Source organism: Methylobacterium sp. E-065, assembly GCF_022829605.1.
Lineage (GTDB): Bacteria > Pseudomonadota > Alphaproteobacteria > Rhizobiales > Beijerinckiaceae > Methylobacterium.
The window spans coordinates 13,624-32,174 of record NZ_JAKSYD010000128.1 but is presented as its reverse complement, the minus strand read 5'-3'; the positions used below and the strand labels follow the sequence as shown (position 1 = coordinate 32,174).

The 18,551-nt window shown below is 68.8% G+C and carries 18 protein-coding genes and 1 tRNA gene; 9 read left to right on the top strand and 10 right to left on the bottom strand.

Annotation, left to right across the window (positions count from 1 at the left end; translation table 11 throughout):
- Positions 1-16 precede the first annotated feature (16 nt).
- The 3 genes from MKK84_RS17595 to MKK84_RS17585 form a co-directional block, all read right to left on the bottom strand.
- Positions 17-1,759, bottom strand: a complete 1,743-nt coding sequence (locus tag MKK84_RS17595) for a sensor histidine kinase (RefSeq protein WP_243921917.1) — start codon at positions 1,757-1,759, stop codon at positions 17-19.
- A 416-nt stretch (positions 1,760-2,175) separates the two neighbouring features.
- Positions 2,176-3,792, bottom strand: a complete 1,617-nt coding sequence (locus tag MKK84_RS17590; RefSeq protein WP_243921915.1) for an FAD-dependent oxidoreductase — start codon at positions 3,790-3,792, stop codon at positions 2,176-2,178.
- Positions 3,793-4,193: 401 nt separating this feature from the next.
- Complete coding sequence (locus MKK84_RS17585) at positions 4,194-4,922, bottom strand: helix-turn-helix transcriptional regulator (protein ID WP_243921913.1); 729 nt, start codon at positions 4,920-4,922, stop codon at positions 4,194-4,196.
- A 453-nt stretch (positions 4,923-5,375) separates the two neighbouring features.
- On the opposite strand from MKK84_RS17585, the gene MKK84_RS17580 reads away from it, so the two are divergent.
- A complete protein-coding gene (locus tag MKK84_RS17580; protein WP_243921911.1) occupies positions 5,376-6,092 on the top strand; it encodes a Crp/Fnr family transcriptional regulator in 717 nt (238 codons plus the stop codon).
- A 214-nt stretch (positions 6,093-6,306) separates the two neighbouring features.
- Positions 6,307-6,447: a hypothetical protein gene (locus MKK84_RS17575; RefSeq protein ID WP_243921909.1), complete on the top strand. Its 141-nt coding sequence runs from the start codon at positions 6,307-6,309 to the stop codon at positions 6,445-6,447.
- A 144-nt stretch (positions 6,448-6,591) separates the two neighbouring features.
- On the opposite strand, the gene MKK84_RS17570 is transcribed toward MKK84_RS17575, so the two are convergent.
- From MKK84_RS17570 to MKK84_RS17555, 4 genes are all read right to left on the bottom strand, one after another.
- Positions 6,592-7,365 (bottom strand): hypothetical protein, encoded by a 774-nt coding sequence (locus MKK84_RS17570; RefSeq protein ID WP_243921906.1) that lies wholly within the window; start codon positions 7,363-7,365, stop codon positions 6,592-6,594.
- A gap of 126 nt (positions 7,366-7,491) precedes the next feature.
- Complete coding sequence (locus MKK84_RS17565) at positions 7,492-8,250, bottom strand: multiprotein-bridging factor 1 family protein (RefSeq protein WP_243921904.1); 759 nt, start codon at positions 8,248-8,250, stop codon at positions 7,492-7,494.
- Between the two features lie 92 nt (positions 8,251-8,342).
- Positions 8,343-8,933 (bottom strand): class GN sortase, encoded by a 591-nt coding sequence (locus tag MKK84_RS17560; protein ID WP_243921902.1) that lies wholly within the window; start codon positions 8,931-8,933, stop codon positions 8,343-8,345.
- A complete protein-coding gene (locus MKK84_RS17555) occupies positions 8,930-11,107 on the bottom strand; it encodes a marine proteobacterial sortase target protein (protein WP_243921900.1) in 2,178 nt (725 codons plus the stop codon). Before MKK84_RS17555 ends, MKK84_RS17560 begins: the two co-directional genes overlap by 4 nt.
- A 251-nt stretch (positions 11,108-11,358) precedes the next feature.
- Here MKK84_RS17555 and MKK84_RS17550 point away from each other — a divergent pair, with 251 nt between their 5' ends.
- The 5 genes from MKK84_RS17550 (at position 11,359) to MKK84_RS17530 (ending at position 15,185) form a co-directional block, all read left to right on the top strand.
- Complete coding sequence (locus tag MKK84_RS17550; protein WP_243921898.1) at positions 11,359-12,090, top strand: NUDIX hydrolase; 732 nt, start codon at positions 11,359-11,361, stop codon at positions 12,088-12,090.
- A gap of 10 nt (positions 12,091-12,100) precedes the next feature.
- Positions 12,101-13,087 carry an SPFH domain-containing protein gene (locus MKK84_RS17545; RefSeq protein WP_243921896.1) on the top strand — a complete coding sequence of 329 codons (987 nt, stop codon included), beginning with the start codon at positions 12,101-12,103 and terminating at the stop codon, positions 13,085-13,087.
- Between the two features lie 11 nt (positions 13,088-13,098).
- On the top strand, positions 13,099-13,992 hold the full coding sequence (locus MKK84_RS17540; protein WP_243921895.1) for a hypothetical protein: 894 nt from the start codon (positions 13,099-13,101) through the stop codon (positions 13,990-13,992).
- Positions 13,993-14,019: 27 nt separating this feature from the next.
- The gene (locus MKK84_RS17535) at positions 14,020-14,175 is read left to right on the top strand and encodes a hypothetical protein (protein WP_313899347.1); all 156 of its coding nucleotides are present in this window, start codon (positions 14,020-14,022) and stop codon (positions 14,173-14,175) included.
- A gap of 377 nt (positions 14,176-14,552) precedes the next feature.
- On the top strand, positions 14,553-15,185 hold the full coding sequence (locus MKK84_RS17530) for an outer membrane protein (RefSeq protein ID WP_243921894.1): 633 nt from the start codon (positions 14,553-14,555) through the stop codon (positions 15,183-15,185).
- A gap of 7 nt (positions 15,186-15,192) precedes the next feature.
- Here MKK84_RS17530 and MKK84_RS17525 read toward each other — a convergent pair whose 3' ends face one another.
- Genes MKK84_RS17525 through MKK84_RS17515 form a run of 3 tightly spaced genes read right to left on the bottom strand, consistent with a single transcriptional unit; the run spans position 15,193 to position 17,183 of the window.
- Complete coding sequence (locus MKK84_RS17525; RefSeq protein WP_243921892.1) at positions 15,193-15,789, bottom strand: GNAT family N-acetyltransferase; 597 nt, start codon at positions 15,787-15,789, stop codon at positions 15,193-15,195.
- A 35-nt stretch (positions 15,790-15,824) separates the two neighbouring features.
- A complete protein-coding gene (locus tag MKK84_RS17520) occupies positions 15,825-16,868 on the bottom strand; it encodes a MaoC family dehydratase (RefSeq protein ID WP_243921890.1) in 1,044 nt (347 codons plus the stop codon).
- Between the two features lie 12 nt (positions 16,869-16,880).
- Entirely contained in the window at positions 16,881-17,183 is a 303-nt protein-coding gene (locus tag MKK84_RS17515; RefSeq protein ID WP_243921888.1) for a YggT family protein, read from the bottom strand.
- Between the two features lie 123 nt (positions 17,184-17,306).
- Between MKK84_RS17515 and MKK84_RS17510 the strand changes: the two genes are divergently transcribed.
- Positions 17,307-17,382: transfer RNA gene (locus MKK84_RS17510), tRNA-Ala, on the top strand.
- 109 nt (positions 17,383-17,491) lie between these two features.
- Entirely contained in the window at positions 17,492-18,472 is a 981-nt protein-coding gene (locus MKK84_RS17505) for a site-specific integrase (RefSeq protein WP_243921886.1), read from the top strand.
- Positions 18,473-18,551 lie beyond the last annotated feature (79 nt).

Sequence of the window (18,551 nt, the reverse complement as noted above, 5' to 3'; positions counted from 1 at the left end):
AGCGGTTGCCCGGCTTTCAGACGCTGCGAACCGGCCGGCTTTCGGGCACGTTTGCGAACGAGGTGAACCGGTCCGGCTCGTCGAGGGGGACGTCGAGGCTGCAGCGCAGGCCCTCTGGGGCGAACGCGAGGCTGACCTTGCCGCCGAGTTCCCGCCCGACCCCACCCGTGATCAGGCGTGTGCCGAACCCGCGCCGGACCGGGTCGCGCACCGGCGGCCCACCGCTCTCGCGCCAGTCCAAGGTGAGCCGCCTTGCGCCGCTCTCGCCGACGACGACCTTCCACGCGACGTCGATACGGCCGGTTTCGTTCGAGAGCGCGCCGTACTTGGCCGCGTTGGTCGTCAGCTCATGCACCGTCATCCCGAGGGCCAGGACGTAGCGCGGCGGCAGGTCGATGTCGGTCCCCTGCAGGCCGAAGCGGTGTGCCTCCTCGTCTCGGAAGGGGGAGAGTTCGTTCTCCAGCACCGTACGCAGCGAGGCGCCCTCCCAGTCGTCGCGCGAGAGGAGGTCGTGGGTCTTCGACAGGGAGAGGATGCGCCCCTCAAGCCGTTCGCCGCGGTCCTCGTCGCGGCGGGCCTGCCGGGCCAGGGATTGAACGGTGGTGAGGGTGTTGCGGACGCGGTGGTTCAACTCGTGGAGCATCATCGTCTGCCGCTCCTGCAGGACGCGGCTGCGGGCGACCTCCTCGCGCAACTCGCCCTGGTGCCTCTGCAGCGATGCCGCCATGGCGTCGAACGCCTCGCCGAGCTGGCCGAACTCGCCGCGTCCGGACAATCCGGTCCGTGTCTCCAACTCGCCGGCGCGCCAGGCGCCGGCCGCACCCAGCAGGCGCTGAACGGGCCGGCGTATGAAGGCGCGTCCGGCCAGGAGCGCGGCGCCGATCGCCAAGATCGCTCCGAGGCCGATCAGAACGATCCCGCGGTGGGTCGCGGCATCGATGTCGGCGAAGGCGGTGGCGGGCAACAGGCCCACCGCCACCGTCATGGTGTCGAGATCCCCCGGCGAGCCACCGGCCACCGCCGTGATCCGCGGGTTGCCCCGCAAACCGATGAGGTCGGCGACCCGGCCCCTATGGTCCGTCAGGGCCTTCCAGAAGGCCGGAGGGAGCGGCCTGCCCGCCCACGCCTCGTGGTCAGGCAGGCGGACCAGGATCGTGCCCTGCCGGTCCGCGACCGTGAGGGCGGCATCGGGCGGCAACCCGGCATCGGACTGCCGGGCCGCAAGATAGGACAGGTCGATGCTGGTGATCACGATGCCGTCGGGCTGACCGTCGCCGTCATCGTCGGCAATGGCCTGGGCGAACTGGATGGTGGGCCGGCCGGTGACCCGGCCGGACACGACCTCCCCGATGGCAAAGCCGCCGGTGCGCATCGCCTCCTGGAAGTAGGACCGGTCAGCGACCGTGTAGGCCCCCACCTGGGACCCCATGGTGTTGCACCGGATGCGTCCGTCCGGTTCGGCGACGCCGAAGAAGAACGAACCGGGCACCTTCCCGACGACCGTCGCGAGATACGCCGTGCAGGCCCGTGCGTCCTTGCCGCGGATCTCGGAGATGCCGGCCAGGATGCCGAGAATCTGCCGCGCCCCGCGACCGAACTGCCCCAGGTCGGCCGCGACCGCCCGGGCCCCGCGCATGGCCTCGTTCCGGACGGCCTCGGCGCGGGCGGCCCGAAGCGCGTACACGTTGTAGCCCTGGACTGCCAATGCGGGGATCAGCGCCAGCACGACCAGGCCCACGATCCGCTTCGTCAGAGACATTGAGGGCTGCTTCCCGACCCTGGTTACCCCGTCGCGTCTCGGGACCCGGCCACCGAACTAGGTCGGGTCGGCGCTACGACCATGGTGTGGCGCCCGGCCCCATGTGGACACCGGGGCATCTTGGCTTCGCTTAGTTATCGGCTCGATCCGGTGCTTGAGGCGTATGGTCGAGGTGCGGCCAGGATGTCCACGCGGTGGATGTCAGCCACGTGCGCCGCTCACTGCGCATCTGCGCCTTCGTCGATTTCCGCGCCGCCTCTGCGACAGGGGACGCCTGACGTCGCCGCCGGCCTCGACGTCGACGTTTCGGGGATCTGCGCCGAACATTATGATCGGCCGGGCCGCAAGCGCAGGAGTGAGAGCCCGGTCGTCGGGGGATCCGGCGCTCCGGTCGGATGCGTGCCGGGCGGCGTGATCTACGTCCGAACGTGCTCCCACACCTTGGAGATGACGACCGATCCCTCGCCGACCGAGGCTGCGACCCGCTTGACGGAGTTGGCGCGCACGTCACCGACCGCGAAGATTCCCGGATGCGACGTCGCATAAGGCGAACGCCCGCCGATCGCGTCTCCGGTCAGGACAAAGCCGTGGCCATCGAGCTCGACGAGCCCCGAGAGCCAGCCGGTGTTGGGGGCGGCGCCCACCATGACGAACACGGCACAGGTCAAGATCCTGCGCGTCGTTCCGTCGGCGACGGTGCGGATCGTCACCGCGTCGAGATGGTCGTCGCCGTGCAGGGCGGTGACTTCGGCCCCGTACTCGATGGTGATCGCCGGGTCTGCCTCCAGCCGGCTCGACAGGTACCTCGACATGGAGGTCGCGAGCGATGGCCCGCGCACCAAGAGGCGAACGTGTCGCGCCGAGCGGCTGAGATACATCGCGGCCTGGCCCGCCGAGTTGCCACCGCCGATGACGATCGCCTCGACATTCCGGCAGTAGCGCGCCTCGATCTCCGTTGCAGCGTAGTAGATGCCTGCGCCCTCGAACGCTTCGAGGCGGTCGATCGGCAATCTCCGGTACTGGACGCCGGTCGCGACGACGACGGCCTGTCCCCGGACGCGCCGGCCGTTCTCGAACGTCGCACAGAACGATCCGTCCTCAAGCCGTTCCAACTTCGCCACGCGCCGCGGCATCGCGAAGCGCGTGCCGAACTTCATCGCCTGGATCTCGCCGCGCCAAACGAGGTCAGCTCCCGAGATCCCGGTCGGGAACCCCATGTAGTTCTCGATCCGGCTCGATGTGCCGGCCTGGCCGCCGATCGCCACATCCTCGATGACCAACGCGCGCAGCCCCTCCGCACCCGCATAGACGCCCGCTGCCACCCCGGCCGGGCCGCCGCCTACGATGAGGACGTCGAAGGCCTCGTCGTCGACGAGGTTGTAGTCGAGGCCGAGCAGCCGCGCGACCTTGGCGGGCGTCGGCTCGGTCACGACCACGTCCCGGCCGAAGATGACGGCCGGTCGGCTCGCCGAGATCGAGCAGGCCGTGGCGACGCTCGCCGCCTCCGGGCTGCCCAGCGGATAGGTCCTGTAGGGAAGCCGGTTGCGGCTCGCGAATTCGGCGATCCGCCGTACGCTGCGGTCGTCGTCCTCACCGATCAGCACGAGCGTGCCGTCGTGCGAGTCGAGCTGCCGCCGCCGCCGTGCGGCGAGGACTGTGATGATGATGTCCGACATCTCCGGGATCTCGGACATCAGTCGCAGCATCGCGGGGCGCGGCACCTCGGTGACGACCGTATCCGCGCTCGCCCGCATGGGCATCGACCAGACGCCGCCGTTCAGAAACGAGATCTCGCCCATGAACTGGGTCGGACCAAGGGTGGAGGGCAGATGGCGCTCGTCCGTGAAGGGATTCACGACTTCGATCTCGCCGGCCTCGACATACACGAAGCGATCGGCTGGATCACCGGCACGGACGAGAAAGGCGCCGGCGGGGTAATGCTTCTCGGCCCCGATCGCCCGCAATGCGGCGACATGTGATGCAGCGAGGGGGATGCGCTGCATCTCGCGCAGGTCACGGCCGATCGTTTCCATGGATCGCTCCCGGCGCAGGCTATCCGATGCGGCGCAGCATCGATGGCTCGGCCATTACAGGCAAGACCCTCGGCGGGGGCGATTATTCGATCGAAGCCGGAGGCCTGAAGTGGCTTACGTGGACTCGCAGCCCGGCCTTGACCGACGTGCGCTTCGGAGCAGTCGGCGAGACTCCTCGAATGGCAAAGATGGGCGCCAAGTCGAATGTCCGATCCTGCGGTCGATGCCGATCGGAACAATATTTATTTCTATTGCCAGCAAAGATCAAAGATTTATTGTAGTTTTAGCCAGATAGAGTTTTCCGTCTCAGTGGACTCACGACTGCCGGGACAATGCCGCGTTTCGATCCGACCCGTTGAACACCACATCCGAGCAAGACTTAAACGGGATTCCGGTTTGGCTTATCTGCAGGCGGCTGGCGCACTCTGTTCCACAATCGGCTTGGGGCAGAGCAGGAGGAGACGCATTAAAGCGGCTTGACGACGTGTATCCGTTTTTTCGAAAATGTGGCGCAAGTGAACCCGCGCCGTGTTGAGCGTAATGCTGCGACGCGCTGCGCTCGCCGCGAGGTCGTTTCCGGCCAGCATCTCAAGCGCGAACGCAGCCTCAGTGGCCGTCAGACCGAACTGAGCCTGCAGCGCCGCTTTGGTTGGAGGCCGAACGTTGATCGGATCGATCAGGCGCAGAAGCACGATGCGATCAACATCCGCGCCGGCCCCTGACGGAAACGCGCTCGCCGCGATCAGCAGCGTCTCCTCATCAGCCCCGAGCCGAAGCGACCCGCCAAGGCCGCTGGCCGCGCAGTCGGCAATCACCGTGCGAAGCGCTACGCTGCCGCTCGGCGCGCTGGCGCAGAGTCGGCCGTTTGCAAGGCGCAGGTGAGGACCTCGCACAATGCCTTGGGCCTCCCGGTTCAAGAACAGGGCGCAGCCGAATCTGTCGACGACCGCCACGCCCTCCTCGAAATGGTCAACGAACGCTTCCAGCGCGGCAGCTACAGGCGCTGAGTCGAACGCGCGTCGGCGCTCGTCCGCGAGGCCGTCCCAGTAAAATGGGGCCCGCTTCTGATCTTGAGAACTGGCCGACGTGCTGGCAGATCCTACGAACGCCTGTTTTGCGGATGCGTGCATCTGCGGCCTCACGTCAATTTCGCGTCGAACAAACCCTCAAGGGCCCGCAGCCTACGATTTCTCCTCTCCGAGCGGATGTGACCTTCGTCACTCTCGCGGGGCAGACGCGGACACAAAAACGGATCTGGAAAGGCTGCAAGGATCCCTCGCTCGACCTTTGGAAGCTCCATCCCGGCTCATCCATTGCCGCATGCCCCAGGGGCCAGAAGGCAATTGCTTGCGAGCGAAGTGCAAACTTGTCCCGTATCGCCCCCTGTTTATACTGTCTTTCCGCCACCCGGCGGCTTCTAAGTACCGTCGCACCCGGCCGGTACAGCACGTATGGGGTCGAGCATGGGCGCGCCGAGACGAGACTGCCGGTCGACATCCTCTGTTTCGGCACCGTCCTTCGGACTGCCGGCCAGATCCGCGCGCAGCTTGCGCAACGCTGTCCGTTAGGCGGGAGCCTGCAACGTGTCGTCCGACAAAGGCGCTTCCGTCTTTGACAAGCGGACCGCGCTGTCGCGGCATGAGTTGTTCCGGGATGCGCCGCAGGCTGTCATCGAGCGCCTCAGCGTGCGCGCTCAGCCCCTCACGTTCAACTGCGGTCGGCGTGTCTTTAGTCGAGGCGATGAGAGCCATGGGCTCTTTGCAGTTGTCAGTGGCTATGTCCGGATCTCTACGAGCTGTCCGGAGGGCCGATCCGAGCTCATCATGAATCTCATTGGTCCTAACGAAGTCTTTGGGGAGATCGCACTGCTTGATGACGGGCTGCGAACGGCTGATGCGATCGCGGCGACCTATTGCTACCTCCTTCTCCTCGAACGGCGAGACCTGTTTCCGATCCTCAACGACTTCCCCATTCTCGCGGTCAGACTCCTGGGGATCTTGAGCGGGCGGTTGCGGCGCACAAGCCAGCAATTGTCCGATTACGCGTTCGTCTGCGCCGAGCAGCGCTTGGCGAAGACGCTCCTTACGCTCGCCGGACACACGGAGCGCAACGATGTCCGTGTGCTCACGACGCAGCGCGAGCTAGGCCACATGGTCGGCCTGTCCCGCGAGGGCATCAACCGGCATCTCTCGGTCTGGCAGCGCAAAGGCTTCATCGCGCTGGCTCCGGGTGCCTGCACAATCCGCGACCGTGCAGCCCTGGCGAAAATCGCGTTGGGTGATGGCGAGGTTCGAAGCTGACCGCCCCTCCTTCGATCGGGCCCCTCATTCGGGAAAGCTCGACTCTCAGGGCGACCGAATTCATCGAGCCCACAGGACCGTCTTCCTGGCTCGAAACAAGCATCCCTTCTCACGCGAGATGCGGCGAGCCCAAAGCAACGTGATGTGAGGCGGCTCACACCAGCATTTTCTGAAATCTGATAACGCATTGGCATCCACCCTGCGGAGGCTGGCGATGCTGCTGTTCCTGGTCGAGCTACTCGAGACGCAGAAGCGCGTTTCAAGCGCCCGCCGTTGCCTGTATCATTTTTCGGAGCATGAGCTCGACGACATAGGCGTGATATTCAGTGAAATACTGTTTTTACGGCAGCATTGAATATACGATATATTCCAGAAACGGAGTTATTCCTGCGGAAGCGGCGCAGAACAATTGTTCGTTAGGAAGCACCGTGTCGACCGCTGAAACGCGCGGCGAAAGCGCTCTTGTCGCAACGCGCATCGGCCTGCGCGCGACGCGCCGTCACGCCGGTTTCAAATTCCCGCCGCCGCGCTTCGCGATCTCGCCCGGAGTGGTAGGCACCTGGGTTGGTGCCGGAAGCGGAGGGTTCGCGAGTTGACGGGCGAGCTGGGGTGACGCCGAACTGGTCCCGATCAGGCGGAAGACGCTGCCGGTTCGATTGCCGCCGGCCCGCAGGCCCTTGAGCGCGAACGTACCGTCCGTAGGCAGCAGGAAGTCCGGACCAGCGCGGAGCGTGAGCGGGCCAGGGCGCGCAGGTCCCGCCGATGAGTACGCAGCACGGCGGCCATTCGCGAGGATGTAACCACCCGCCACATGCACGTTGCTGTCGCCTGCGGTGGCGATCCCGTTCAGGGTACCGCCGCGGTGGATGAGTGAGCCGGCGTCATCGAAAGCGCCGTCGACATAGGTCAGATCGGCCTCGGCGGACCTGGCCAGGCGCCACGCGTCGTCGACGAAATACGATCGTTTGGCACCGGTGCGGACGCCGATGTTCGGGTCGCTGCGGGCCGCGTAGGCGTGGATTTCAGCGCCTTGCGAGATACCCGAGATGGTGATGCGCCAGTCGCCATGTTCCGCGGTGTCTTGAGTCGCCTGAACCGCCAACAGCCAGAGCGTGTCCGTGCCTTGCGTGATCGGCGAGGAGACCTGGAACGCCGCGGCTGGCGCACCCGGCGGCGGGACAGCGGCCGACAGCGGACCGCCGTCGCGGCACCGCCCCCGAAGCGCTTCGCCGCCTGCATGCTGACGCGAGGTCGCGCCTGCCGCCTCCACCACGCGTTCACGCAGATCCTAGCTGTAGGGTCGGCCCATGTCCTGCTCCTCATCTGGAGCGCGCAATGAATCAGCCCAGCAGCCCGGCGTGAACCCCGGCCGTCCGATTCAGCCCAACCCGAAAACGCTCTAGGAAGCGCCGGTGAAGAACGTGGCGTAGCCATCCGTGTGGACGCGTTCGAGATGCGTTTGATAGGCCGCGTAAGCCGGCTCATGCGGCGCAATGCGGCCGTAACCCAGGTCAGCCGCGAGGCGCTCCGGCAGCAGGGCGAGCGGTGCCGCAGCGGGCGTGAGCTGCGTGCCGCGGCCGGCGTGGAGCGTGGTGAGAATCCCGTACATCGCACCGCGAATATTGGGACGGCACAGCACCGCGAGGCGATGCTGCCCGTGCCAGTTGGTCACGAGATAGATCATGCCCGACTGGCTCGGGACGGCGACGCTGCCGGACTGCGCGAAGGGGGCATCGACCCGCTCGGCCTCGCGGAACACCAAGCGCGCGCTGTCCGCATCCCACGCGATCTCGGTGCGGTAGGCGAAAATCGCCCCCGCCGTCTCGAACGACGGACGTAAGGTGAGATAGCGGCCCTCCAGCCAGGACACGCCCTCCTGCGCGTAGGCTCCGAGTTCATCGGGGGCGTGACGCGGCAGGTCCGGAGCCGAGGCCGGCTCCGTCGGCTGCCGGAGGGATTGGCCCAACGCCTCCTCAAGCCGGATCGTGGTCGCCAGGGTGAAAGGCCGGCGGCCGGCCAGCGCCTTCTCCAGGGTCGAGAGGCTGATCCGGGCCTCTTCGGCCAGCGTCTGCCGGGAGATGCGCCGGCGGGCCAGCGCCTCGCGCACGGTCTGGGCAATGGCGCGGCTCTGCGCCTCGGACAGTTCGATCTCGCTCACAGGCACGGCTCGCACGGGCTTGACCCGCACAGATCCGCACGAAACCGCACATTTGCGCAAGCGCGGCCAAGCTGCCTGTCCACGCAGACCCGTCAGGACCGCCCCGCCTCCGAAGCCAGCTCGGTCTCGACGATCAGCCGGAGCGGGCCGGACTGGAGCGCCTCCAAGGGCCAGCAGGTGACGAGGTCGAGGTGCCGGCCGGGGGCCTGCGGATCGATGCCCGAGGCATCCCAGCGCGCTACCCGCGTGCCGGTGACGCGGAAGCGCCGGGTCCGGCCGTCGCGGCCGGTCACCGTGACGGGATCGCCGGGGCCGAGCTGCCCCAGCACCGCGAATTGCGTGTGGCGGTGGGCGGCGAAGATCGCGGTGCCGGGCGCGCCGGCCTCCGGGGTGCCGTCCAGATGGCCGGGGCCGAAGGCCAGGGCCTGGCCGCTTCCGCCCCGCAGCACCACGAAGCTGTGGCCGGCGACCGTGAGGCGGGCGACCGGCTCGGTGTCGGCCCAGGACCAGGGCCGGGCGGGCCGGCCTTCCGCCAGGGTGCGGGCGAAGGCGCGCTCCAGCAGCACCTGCGCCAGGGCGGCCTTGGCGGGGATCCAGGCGGCCTGCGCCGCCAACACGATTCCCGCGAGGGTGAGAAGGGCCGCGAGGGCCCTCCCCAGTCCGGTTGCCGGGCCGCGGCTCACCGCGCGTCCCCGACCGGCCGGCCGCTGCGCCGCAGGCCGATGCTCAGCAGGAGGCCCAGCAGGGCGAGGAGCAGGCTCAGGGCTAGCTGCGCCAGGATCCCGGCCCCGGTCTGCGGCAGGTCGATGGCCGCGCCGTCGGCACGGATCGGCACGATCCGGGCTGCCCTGTCGTCGGCGGGCGCGACGCCGGGCTGGTCCGTGCCGAACACTTTTGCGAAGTCCCAGCCCGCGGGCAGGTTCAGCGGCAGGTCTGCGGCGACGAGGGGCGTGCCGGGCGCCCGGCGCGGGGTGGCGTCGATGGCCACGAGGCTGGTCAGCCGCGTCGTCAGGCCGTGCTCCAGGGCGAGGGCCAGGATGGTGGCGTCGGCCGTGTCGGCGCCGAGGCGCCCGGTGATGCGCGCCGTCTCGGTCTCGCCGATCCGGGAGCGTGCCCAGACCTTGGAGATGCCGGCGCCCGCGCCCGCCTCGGCGAGGGGGAGCGTCCGGGTCCAGGTCCGGCCGCCCACCCGGCCCGAAACGGTCACGGTTCCTTCCGACGCCACCGGCAGAAGCGCGGCGAAGACCAGCGGCTCGCCGCGGTACAGGTCGGGCAGCGCGCCCGGCGTGACCGCGACGCCCGGGACCGAGAAGGTCGCGGTCAGGTCGGTGACGGCCGGGGATTCCAACTTCTCGTAGAGCGCGCGGGTCCGTTCGCCGACCTGCGCGAGGTCGCGGATCTCCGTGAAGCTGCCGCGGCCGATCTCGGCGGCATGGCGCATCAGGTGGCCGTTGGGCGCCGAGCCGATGCCGACCATGAACAGGCGCGTGCGCCCGAGATTGGCGTGGATCGCCGCGAAGATCCGCTCCTCGTCGCCGACGGCGCCATCGGTGAGGAACACGACCTGGCGCACGCGCCCGTCCTCCGGATGGGGATCGGCCAGGGCCGCCTTGAGCGGCGCCAGCATCTCGGTGCCACCGCGCGCCTCCAGGGCGGTCACGAAGCGCTCGGCATCAGCCAGGGCCGCCGGCGTGGCCGGGACCGGCTCGGGATGCAGCGCGTCCCAGGTGTCGTCGAAGCGGATGACGTTGAAGCGGTCCTGTGCGGTCAGGCGGCCGAGCCCGGCCAGCAGCCCGGCCTTGGCCTGCCGCATCGAGGCGCCCGACATCGAGCCGGAATTGTCGATGACGAAGGTGACGTCGCGCGCCGGCCGGGCGCCCGGGTCGGTCTCAATTGCCGGCGGGTTCACGGCGGCCAGCAGGTAGGTCCGGCCAGCCACGGTCTCGCGAAACAATCCGAGATCAGGCACCCGGTTCGGGACCGGTGTCCAGGTCAACTCGAGATCGCGGTCGGCCGGTACGACGCCGTCGGCGAGCGTAATGGTCCGCGCCTCCGGGCCGGTCTCGGTCACGCGGATCGCGTGGGTCGCGCTCAGCACGGCGCCGACCGCGAAGCCCGCCTGGAGCCGCACCGTGACGGCGACCGGGTTGGTCGGCTGGGACAGGGCCGGGTCGAGCACCGGCGGGCTGATCCGGTCGCGATCCGGAACCGGGTCGCGGGCCGCCCCGGCCACGCCGTCGAGGGAGACCGCGTCCACCGCGCTGAGAGCCGGATTGTAGCGGGGCGCGACCACCAGGGGCAGGCGCAGCATCCGGGTCTCGCCGGAGACGGGGATCGTCTGCTGGTAGGTGATCTGGACCAGCACCGTCTCGCCGGGGCCGATATTGGCGACCGCGTTGGTGAAGATGTTGGGCCGCTCCTGCGCGGTGAGCGCCGCCGACTGCCCGGCCGCCTTCGCGGCCTCGTAGGCACGCTTGGCCGCTGCCCGCTCGCGGATGTCGGCGACGATCACGCGGGCGCCGACGACGAGCTTCATCCCGTCGACGGCTGCGTCCTCCGGTAGGGGATACACGTAGGTGCCTTCGACCCAGTCCGCCGTGACGTTGCGGAAGGCCTGGGTGACGGTGGCCCGGGCGGTCGGGCCGCTGACATCGACGCTGATGTCGGTCGCGAGCTGGACGGCCTCGACCGGCGCGGTGCCGGCCGGCCCGTGCAGCCTGAGGCCGCCCCGCTCTGCACCCGGCGCCGCGTGGGCCGAGGCGAGCATCACGAGGAGCGCCAGCAGCGCAAGGAAGAGCGGTGACAAGGCGGCGTTGCGCGGGGGCTCGACCGCGGATCGTGGAGCGAAGAACGGCATCGGGGAAACCTCCTGCGCCGGCGGATCGGGGCCGGCTCGACGCTGAAGCTCCCGCGCCCGCCGCTGCGCCGCCACGAGAAGCTTCGCCCTTTTCCAGGCTCGGGCCGCACCCGCCGGCCGCGCCCGGGCGGATCTGTGCGGAGACGGTGCGGAACCGTGCGCCAAGCGGCGCTTCCTGACGGACCCGCTCGCGTCTTGACATATGCGCAATCTGTGTCTTACTTATGCTCAACCTGAGTATAAATCGACCGATGACCGAACCCGAGTTCCTGGCAGGCTACGATCCTGCGGCCTACGACCGGCCCGCTCTAGCGGTGGACCTCGTCCTCATGGGGATCCGGGCAGGGCGGCTCGCCGCGCTCCTGCTGCGGCGGAGCCAGCAGCAGCAGGCCGGCCTCTGGGCCCTACCGGGCGGGTTCGTGGGCATCGCCGAGACCCTCGATGCCGCCGCGGAGCGGGTGCTGCACGACAAGGCGGGGATCGGGCGGGCGCGGCTCGAGCAGCTCTACACCTTCGGCGCCGTGGACCGGGATCCGCGGATGCGCATCGTCTCGGTCGCCTACCTGGCGCTGCTGCCGGAGGCGGCCTTCGCCGAGGCCCTGGCGGGTGGCGCCGCGCTGACGGCGGCGATGTTGGTCGTGCCCTGGGCGGGCGAGGCCGGCGGCCCGGTCTCGGCCGAGACGGAGGACGGGGCGCCCCTCGCCCTCGCCTTCGACCACGTCGACATCCTCGCGCTCGCCGTGAAGCGGCTGCGCGGCAAGCTCGACTACACGGATGTCGGCTTCGCGCTGCTCCCGGAGCACTTCACCCTCCGGCAGCTCCAGGACGTGCACGCGGCCATCCGCGGCGCGCCCCTCAACAAATCCGCCTTCCGCCGCCGCATGCGCGACCGGGGCTGGATCGCCCTGACGGGCGCCCGCGAGGCCGGGACGGCGTTCCGCCCCGCCGAACTCTTCCGCTTCGACAGGTCGGGGCAGTTTTGAGGAGGCCATCATGGCTACGCTCCGCAACATCGGTGTGATCGCCCAGCTCCGGAGCGAGGCGAGCAGCCACATCATCCGCTTCCGCAACGGCCGGGTCCGGCAGAGCGGGCGGGGTCTGGTCTTCTGGTTCCGGCCCGAGACCGCCAGCATCAGCGAGGTGCCGGTGGACGACCGCGAGATGACCCTGTTCGTCCGCGGCCGCAGCCGGGACTTCCAGACCGTCGTGGTCCAGGGGACGATCGGCTGGCACGTCGTCGATCCGGAGCTGCTGGCGAGCCGGGTCGATTTTTCCGTCAATCTCCGCACCGGGCGCCTCCAGGGCGAGCCGATCGAGCGGATCGAGGCCCGCCTCGGCGGCATCGCCAGTCAGGCGGCACTGCAATATCTCGGGGCGAGCCCGATCGGCGCCCTCCTCGACGCCGGGCCGGAGCCGCTGCGCGCCGTGCTGGAACGGGTGCTGTTCGACGCTCCGGCGCTGGCCGAGATCGGCGTCGCGGCCGTGTCGGTGCGGCTTACCAACCTCGCGCCGACCAGCGAGCTGGAGCGCGCCCTGCAGACGCCGACCTTCGAGGCCCTGCAGCAGAAGGCCGACGAGGCGACCTTCGCGCGGCGCGCCCTGGCGGTCGAGAAGGAGCGCGCCATCGCGGAGAACGAGCTCGCGACGAAGACCGAGCTGGCCCGGCGCGAGACCGTGCTGATCGCCCAGGAGGCCGCGAATGCCCGCGACCGCGCCGCCGGCGTCGCGGAGGCGCGGGGCCTGGAGGCGGCCGCGGAGGCCGAGCGCATCCGGCTCGTCGAGGGCGCCCGGGCCGAGGCGGAGCAGCGCCGCGCCGCAATCTACCGAGACATGCCGCCCGCCGTCCTGCTCGGGCTGGCAGCCCGGGAACTCGCCGGCAAGCTGGAGACGATCGAGCACATCAACGTCACGCCCGACCTGCTGGCTTCCATCCTCGGCGAGGTCCGGGACGCGCTTCCCGCGCGGCTCACGCCGCGCTGAGGAGACCCGCCATGCCGGCCATCACCCCCCGCGCGGTCTTCGTGATCCGCGACACGGATTGCGAGCTGCTCATCGCCCGGCACGCGACCCGCGGCCAGGTCCGGTTCTTCCTGGAGAGCCGGGGCCAGACGCTCGCCGAGGTCGAGTCGCGGCACGCCCGGTTCCAGGCCGTGCTGACCGAGGCCCGGGCGTCGGTGCCCCTGGACTGGCGGCAGGCCCTGGTGCGGCGCCCCGACCTCGACCGCTTCCTGTTCGCCCCCGAGGATGTGGTCGTGGCGGTGGGGCAGGACGGGCTCGTGGCCAACGTGGCCAAGTATCTCGACGGGCAGCCGGTGGTCGGCGTCAATCCGGCGCCCGACCTCTACGACGGGGTGCTGGCCCGGGTCCGGGTCGAGGCCCTGCGCGAATTGCTGCCGGCCAGCGCGGCCGGCGCCACGCTCTTCCAGCGGCGCACCATGGTGCAGGCGACCTTCGACGGCGGCGAGCGGCTGCTCGCCCTGAACGAGATCTTCGTCGGCCACCGCAGCCACCAATCCGCGCGCTACCGAATCGACGACGGGGCACGGGCGGAGGACCAGTCGTCGAGCGGGCTGATCGTGGCCTCGGGCACCGGCCTGACCGGCTGGGCGCGCTCGATCAGCGAAGCGACGCACCTTACCGTGGAGGTCGGCATCGAGGAGGCGGCCTTCGGCTACTGGGTGCGCGAACCGTTCCCGAGCGTCGCCACCGGCACCGACCTGCGCGGCGGCAAGTTCGCCGGATCGCCCCTTACGGTGGTGTCGCGGATGAACGAGGGCGGCGTGGTGTTCTCGGACGGGATCGAGCAGGATTTCGTCGCCTTCGACTGGGGGCGGCGCGTCGTGATCACCCCGGCATCCCGGTCGCTCAATCTCGTCCTTGCTTGATGCAGCAAGATTTCGCTCGACGCGGTCATGTCCCTGGTGCCCCCCGAACCGCGCCGGAGGGGCCTGGTCCGGGAGGAGCACGAGGGGACGACTCTGCGGGACAATCGCGGCCTGCCGCGCTTCGACGACCGGTTCTCCGGGCCGCACGGTGATCGACGTGTTTTGGGTCCCGACAATGTCTGACGGCGCTCGAAATCTGCGGCTGCGGCGACCACGTCGAGGCGCGGCTGCTAGGCAGTGCAGCCACCTCAGGTCCATCCCGCAGTCCGTCGCCTTGCCCATCTCCACACCGGCACGGCCGGCATCGCCCACCCGCATGCTGGAGCGCGGCAACAGCACTGCCGCGCGCAGGCTCGCCCGCGCACCCACATGCTCTGGCCGACCTCGCAGACCTGCTGGCTCCCGCCCCCCGGGCGCTGACACCGCAGCACCCAATCGTCGTAGCTCGGCTCGCGTGGTCCTCGCGGGCACCGCCGGCCCCGGAAGCGCCTTGGGCGGCGCGCCGGCGAATAGCCCGCTCAGCCCTGTCGCGGCTCGGCGCCTTCGGCTAAGCTGCCGGCATGATTCGATGCGCCGAATCCCGTCCGTTTCGCCGGCTCGCGGCCTATCTCGTGCTTGGGGCCTGCTGCGTGTCGGCGGGGCCCGCCGCCGCTCAGGCTCTCCTGTGGCCGTCGATCAGCTTCGCCCCCCTACCCTCCTTTGCCTGGCCCGCACCCGCCGAGGACGCAGCCGGCCGCTGGACCGGCTCCTACGCCCGCCTGTCGGCCGGCTATGCGATGACGAGTTCCCGGCATTTCGGCAGTTATTCCGGCCCGACCATCGGCTTCGAGGCCGGGCGGATGTGGCAGGAAGGCCCGATCCTCTACGGCATCAGCGGCGGTTTTGATTATCTCGCCGGGCCCGACGGCACCCTGACGCCCGGCTACGGGCGGCTGAGCTATAGCCGCGACTTCGCCGGCGCCCTGGAGGTGAAGGTCGGGACCCTGCTGACACCGGACGTCCTGGTCTACGCCAAGACGGGCGCCGTTGCCCTGCACGAGAGCCTGCGCGTGGGGCCGACGCCGGCGACGCTGCCGTTCAGCCGGCAAGACATCGCGGTACGGCCTGTGGCGGGCGTCGGGGTCGAGTGGGCCGTCACCGATCGCCTGACACTGGGGGTCGAGGCCGGCGTGGTCGGCAGCGGGATTCGCTGAGGGCCTCTCACGCCGATTGGGATACCGGGTCGCCGGTTGCGGCCAGGGCTGCGAGATCACGCCAGCCGTATGCGACCTCGGCGAACCGTCCGTGCCCGCGGACGGCCTCCGGCCCGTTGAGCAGGGTGCCGCCACGACCCTCGACGAAGCGCCGGCCGGGGGCGTTCGTGCGCAGCACCCAAGCGCTGACGGCTTGATAACCCACCTGCTGCAGGCTCGTCGCCATCGCGGCGGCCAGGGCCCGGCCAATGCCGCGCCCCTGGGCGGTCCGCACGACGTAGGGCCCCCGGAACTCCCCGTCGAAGCCTGCCGCCGCCAGCGCGCCCGCGCGCTGGGCGTTGCCGAGACTGAATCCGACCGGCTTTCCGGCCAGTTCGGCCAGAAAAGCCACCTCGGCAGCATCCAGCTGCGGGCTGCTGAGAACCTGCGCCCACCACGCCTGCCGCACCTCGACCGTGAGGGCGCCGATCATCTCGGGAGGCAGGAGGCCGCCATAGGCCTCGTGCCAAGCCGTCACGTGGAGTGCGGCAATCGCGGCTGCATCGTCCGGTCCCGCGCGCCGCACGACGAGCGCGCGCGTCGTCGCGATTCTGATCACGGCCATAGGCTCAACGCCCGATCGCTGGACCTTGCCGTCCGCTACTTCGGCACGAACGCCCAGTAGTCGAGATCGAGAATCACCGCCGGATCGTAGCCATCGCCCGCGCGATCCGGGAAAGCGCCGCAGGGCTGATTCTTGGTGGCCACGGTGCGCAGGCGCAGGAGCCCGACATCGGCACGGCCGACATCCGCCGTCGACAGAACCTCGCTCCAGGCATAGACCGTGTCGCCGGCAAACAGCGGCGCCACGTGCCGGCCGGCATTGATGCCGGCGAGCGCGAAGACGTTGGCGAGCCCGTTGAAGCTGAGCGCCCGGGCGAGCGAGATCACGTGCCCGCCGTAGATCAGGCGGCGGCCGAACCGGGTGTCCTTGGCGGCCAGCCCGTCGAAATGCACCTTCGCGGTGTTCTGGAACAGGCGCGTGGCGATCTGGTGCTCGGCTTCCTCGACGGTCATGCCGTCGACGTGGTCGATCTTTTCGCCGACCGCATAATCCGCGAAGCGATGCGGGCTGCCGGCCAAGTCCGTATCGTAGGCGGCGGCCGAGAGCGGTGGCAGCGCGCCCGCCAGATCCTGCGGATCCACCACCTTGGCGAGGGTCGGCACGCGTTCCTCGGCGATCGCGGCCTCAGGGTCGCGCTTGCGCACCAGCACCCAGCGGCAATAGCTCAGCACGGTCTCGCCACGCTCGTCCGACCCGGTCGAGCGCACGTAGACCACGCCGGTCTGGCGGTTCGAGCTCTCCTTGAGGCCGATCACCTCCGAGACGGTCGATACGGTCTCGCCCGGATAGACCGGCCGCCGGAACCCGCCCTCCGCGTAGCCGAGATTGGCCCGCGCGTTGAGGGAGACGTCCGGCACGGTCTTTCCGAACACCATGTGGAAGGTCAGCAGATCGTCGAGCGGGCTCTTCGGGTAGCCGAAGGCGCGCGCGAAGGCGTCCGAGGACTGGACCGCGAAGCGCGGCCCGTAGAGGCCCGTGTACATCGCCATGTCGCCCACCGTGACGGTGCGCGGGGTGGCGTGGCGGATGGTCTCGCCGAGGCGGAAATCCTCGAAGAAGCGGCCGGGATTCGTCTTCACGGGCGATCGATCCTACTGCGCGTAAACGTAGGTTGCGGGCACGGCATACTCGTGCAGCAGGCGGCTGATGAACAGCAGCAGCAGGATCAGGATGATCGGCGAGATGTCGACGCCGCCGAGATTGGGCAGCAGGTTGCGGATCGGCCGCAGCACCGGCTCGGTGATCCGGTAGAGCACATCTCCGATCTGCGCGACGATCGGATTGCGCACGTTCACCACGTTGAACGCCACGAGCCAGCTCAGGACCGCGCTGGCGATGAGGACGTAGATGAAGAGCTGGACGACCGTGTCGAAGAGCCAGATCAGGGCGTTCATGCGGGTTCGCGTGCTATCCTCGGGGCGCCCGCATCCCGGCGCCGGAGCGGCGCGCGGCGGGCGACGTTGAAACAGGGAATTGACAGGCTGAGCCGCCCGCGCCTACAAGGCCGGCGCCTCGACGGGGCTGTAGCTCAGATGGGAGAGCGCCGCAATCGCACTGCGGAGGTCAGCGGTTCGATCCCGCTCAGCTCCACCAGGCTTTTCTCTAGCTTGGTGAAGGACTTAGGGTCGTTTTTGACCTTAACTCGATAACCGCTTTGATCGACCTGTCACACTGGTGTCACACCGGATGACGGGGACGAGAGATGGCGACGATCCGCAAGCGAGGCTCCACCTGGCAGGCACAGATCCGCCGTCAGGATGCTCCGCCGATATCGAGAAGCTTTTCGACCAAGGCCGAGGCGATCCTGTGGGCTCGTGAGTTGGAACGATCGATCGATCGGGCCGAACTCCCGGCCAACCCCCGAGAATTGCAGAGCGTTAGGCTGGCGGACCTGATCACCCGCTACGAAACGGAGATCACGGCCAAGAAGCGGGGCGCAAGCCAGGAACGCTACAAGCTTCGGGTGATTCGGGCTCACGCCATCTCGAATCTGCCCCTGTCCAAGCTGTCACCCTCTGCCATATGCGGTTTTCGCGACGACCGCCTCAGAGAGGTGCAAACCGGCACCGTCAGACGAGAACTGGCCCTCTTGCGGCACTGTCTCGAGGTCTCTCGGCGAGAGTGGGGAACGCCGATGCGGCTCAATCCTGTGCAGGGCATCGCCCTGCCTGGACCATCCAAAGCCCGCGACAAGCGCCTCGAAGACGGCGACGGCGAGAAGCTTCGAACCGCCATCGGATCGGCTAACGCTTGGTATCTGCGTCCATTGATCGAACTGGCGATCGAGACCGGGATGCGGAGGAGCGAGTTGCTATCGCTGCTGTGGGCTGATGTCAGCTTAGAGAAGCGCGTCGCGCACCTACTGAATACGAAAAACGGCCACCCTCGGACAGTGCCGCTTACCTCCAAGGCCGTCGCGGCACTAAAGAGTCTTCCTCAAACGGACAGTCGCGTTTTTCCTGTAACCGGTAATGCGGTTCGGCTCGCTTGGGAGAGGCTGCGAAAAAGAGCAGGTCTGCGAAATCTTCGCTTCCACGATCTAAGGCACGAAGCGGTATCCCGCTTTTTCGAGATGGGATTAAGCATCCCAGAAGTCGCACTCATCAGCGGTCACCGGGACACCCGCATGCTCATGCGATACACCCACCTGAAGCCCGAATCTGTAGTCATGAAGCTCCCTTAGAGGAAATCCTATGACTTGAAAGCGCGATAGACGCCCATCCGGCTGATCCCCAGTGTCTTAGCAATAGCTGAGGCACCAA

Excerpts from the sequence above, each read along its gene's own strand:
- MKK84_RS17525 (WP_243921892.1), bottom strand. The coding sequence starts at position 15,789 with ATGGCCGTGATCAGAATCGCGACGACGCGCGCGCTCGTCGTGCGGCGC.
- MKK84_RS17515 (WP_243921888.1), bottom strand. The coding sequence starts at position 17,183 with ATGAACGCCCTGATCTGGCTCTTCGACACGGTCGTCCAGCTCTTCATC.
- MKK84_RS17545 (WP_243921896.1), top strand. The coding sequence starts at position 12,101 with ATGGCTACGCTCCGCAACATCGGTGTGATCGCCCAGCTCCGGAGCGAG.
- MKK84_RS17555 (WP_243921900.1), bottom strand. The coding sequence starts at position 11,107 with ATGCCGTTCTTCGCTCCACGATCCGCGGTCGAGCCCCCGCGCAACGCC.
- MKK84_RS17595 (WP_243921917.1), bottom strand. The coding sequence starts at position 1,759 with ATGTCTCTGACGAAGCGGATCGTGGGCCTGGTCGTGCTGGCGCTGATC.
- MKK84_RS17550 (WP_243921898.1), top strand. The coding sequence starts at position 11,359 with ATGACCGAACCCGAGTTCCTGGCAGGCTACGATCCTGCGGCCTACGAC.
- MKK84_RS17540 (WP_243921895.1), top strand. The coding sequence starts at position 13,099 with ATGCCGGCCATCACCCCCCGCGCGGTCTTCGTGATCCGCGACACGGAT.
- MKK84_RS17505 (WP_243921886.1), top strand. The coding sequence starts at position 17,492 with ATGGCGACGATCCGCAAGCGAGGCTCCACCTGGCAGGCACAGATCCGC.
- MKK84_RS17530 (WP_243921894.1), top strand. The coding sequence starts at position 14,553 with ATGATTCGATGCGCCGAATCCCGTCCGTTTCGCCGGCTCGCGGCCTAT.
- MKK84_RS17535 (WP_313899347.1), top strand. The coding sequence starts at position 14,020 with ATGTCCCTGGTGCCCCCCGAACCGCGCCGGAGGGGCCTGGTCCGGGAG.
- MKK84_RS17575 (WP_243921909.1), top strand. The coding sequence starts at position 6,307 with ATGCTGCTGTTCCTGGTCGAGCTACTCGAGACGCAGAAGCGCGTTTCA.
- MKK84_RS17590 (WP_243921915.1), bottom strand. The coding sequence starts at position 3,792 with ATGGAAACGATCGGCCGTGACCTGCGCGAGATGCAGCGCATCCCCCTC.
- MKK84_RS17585 (WP_243921913.1), bottom strand. The coding sequence starts at position 4,922 with ATGCACGCATCCGCAAAACAGGCGTTCGTAGGATCTGCCAGCACGTCG.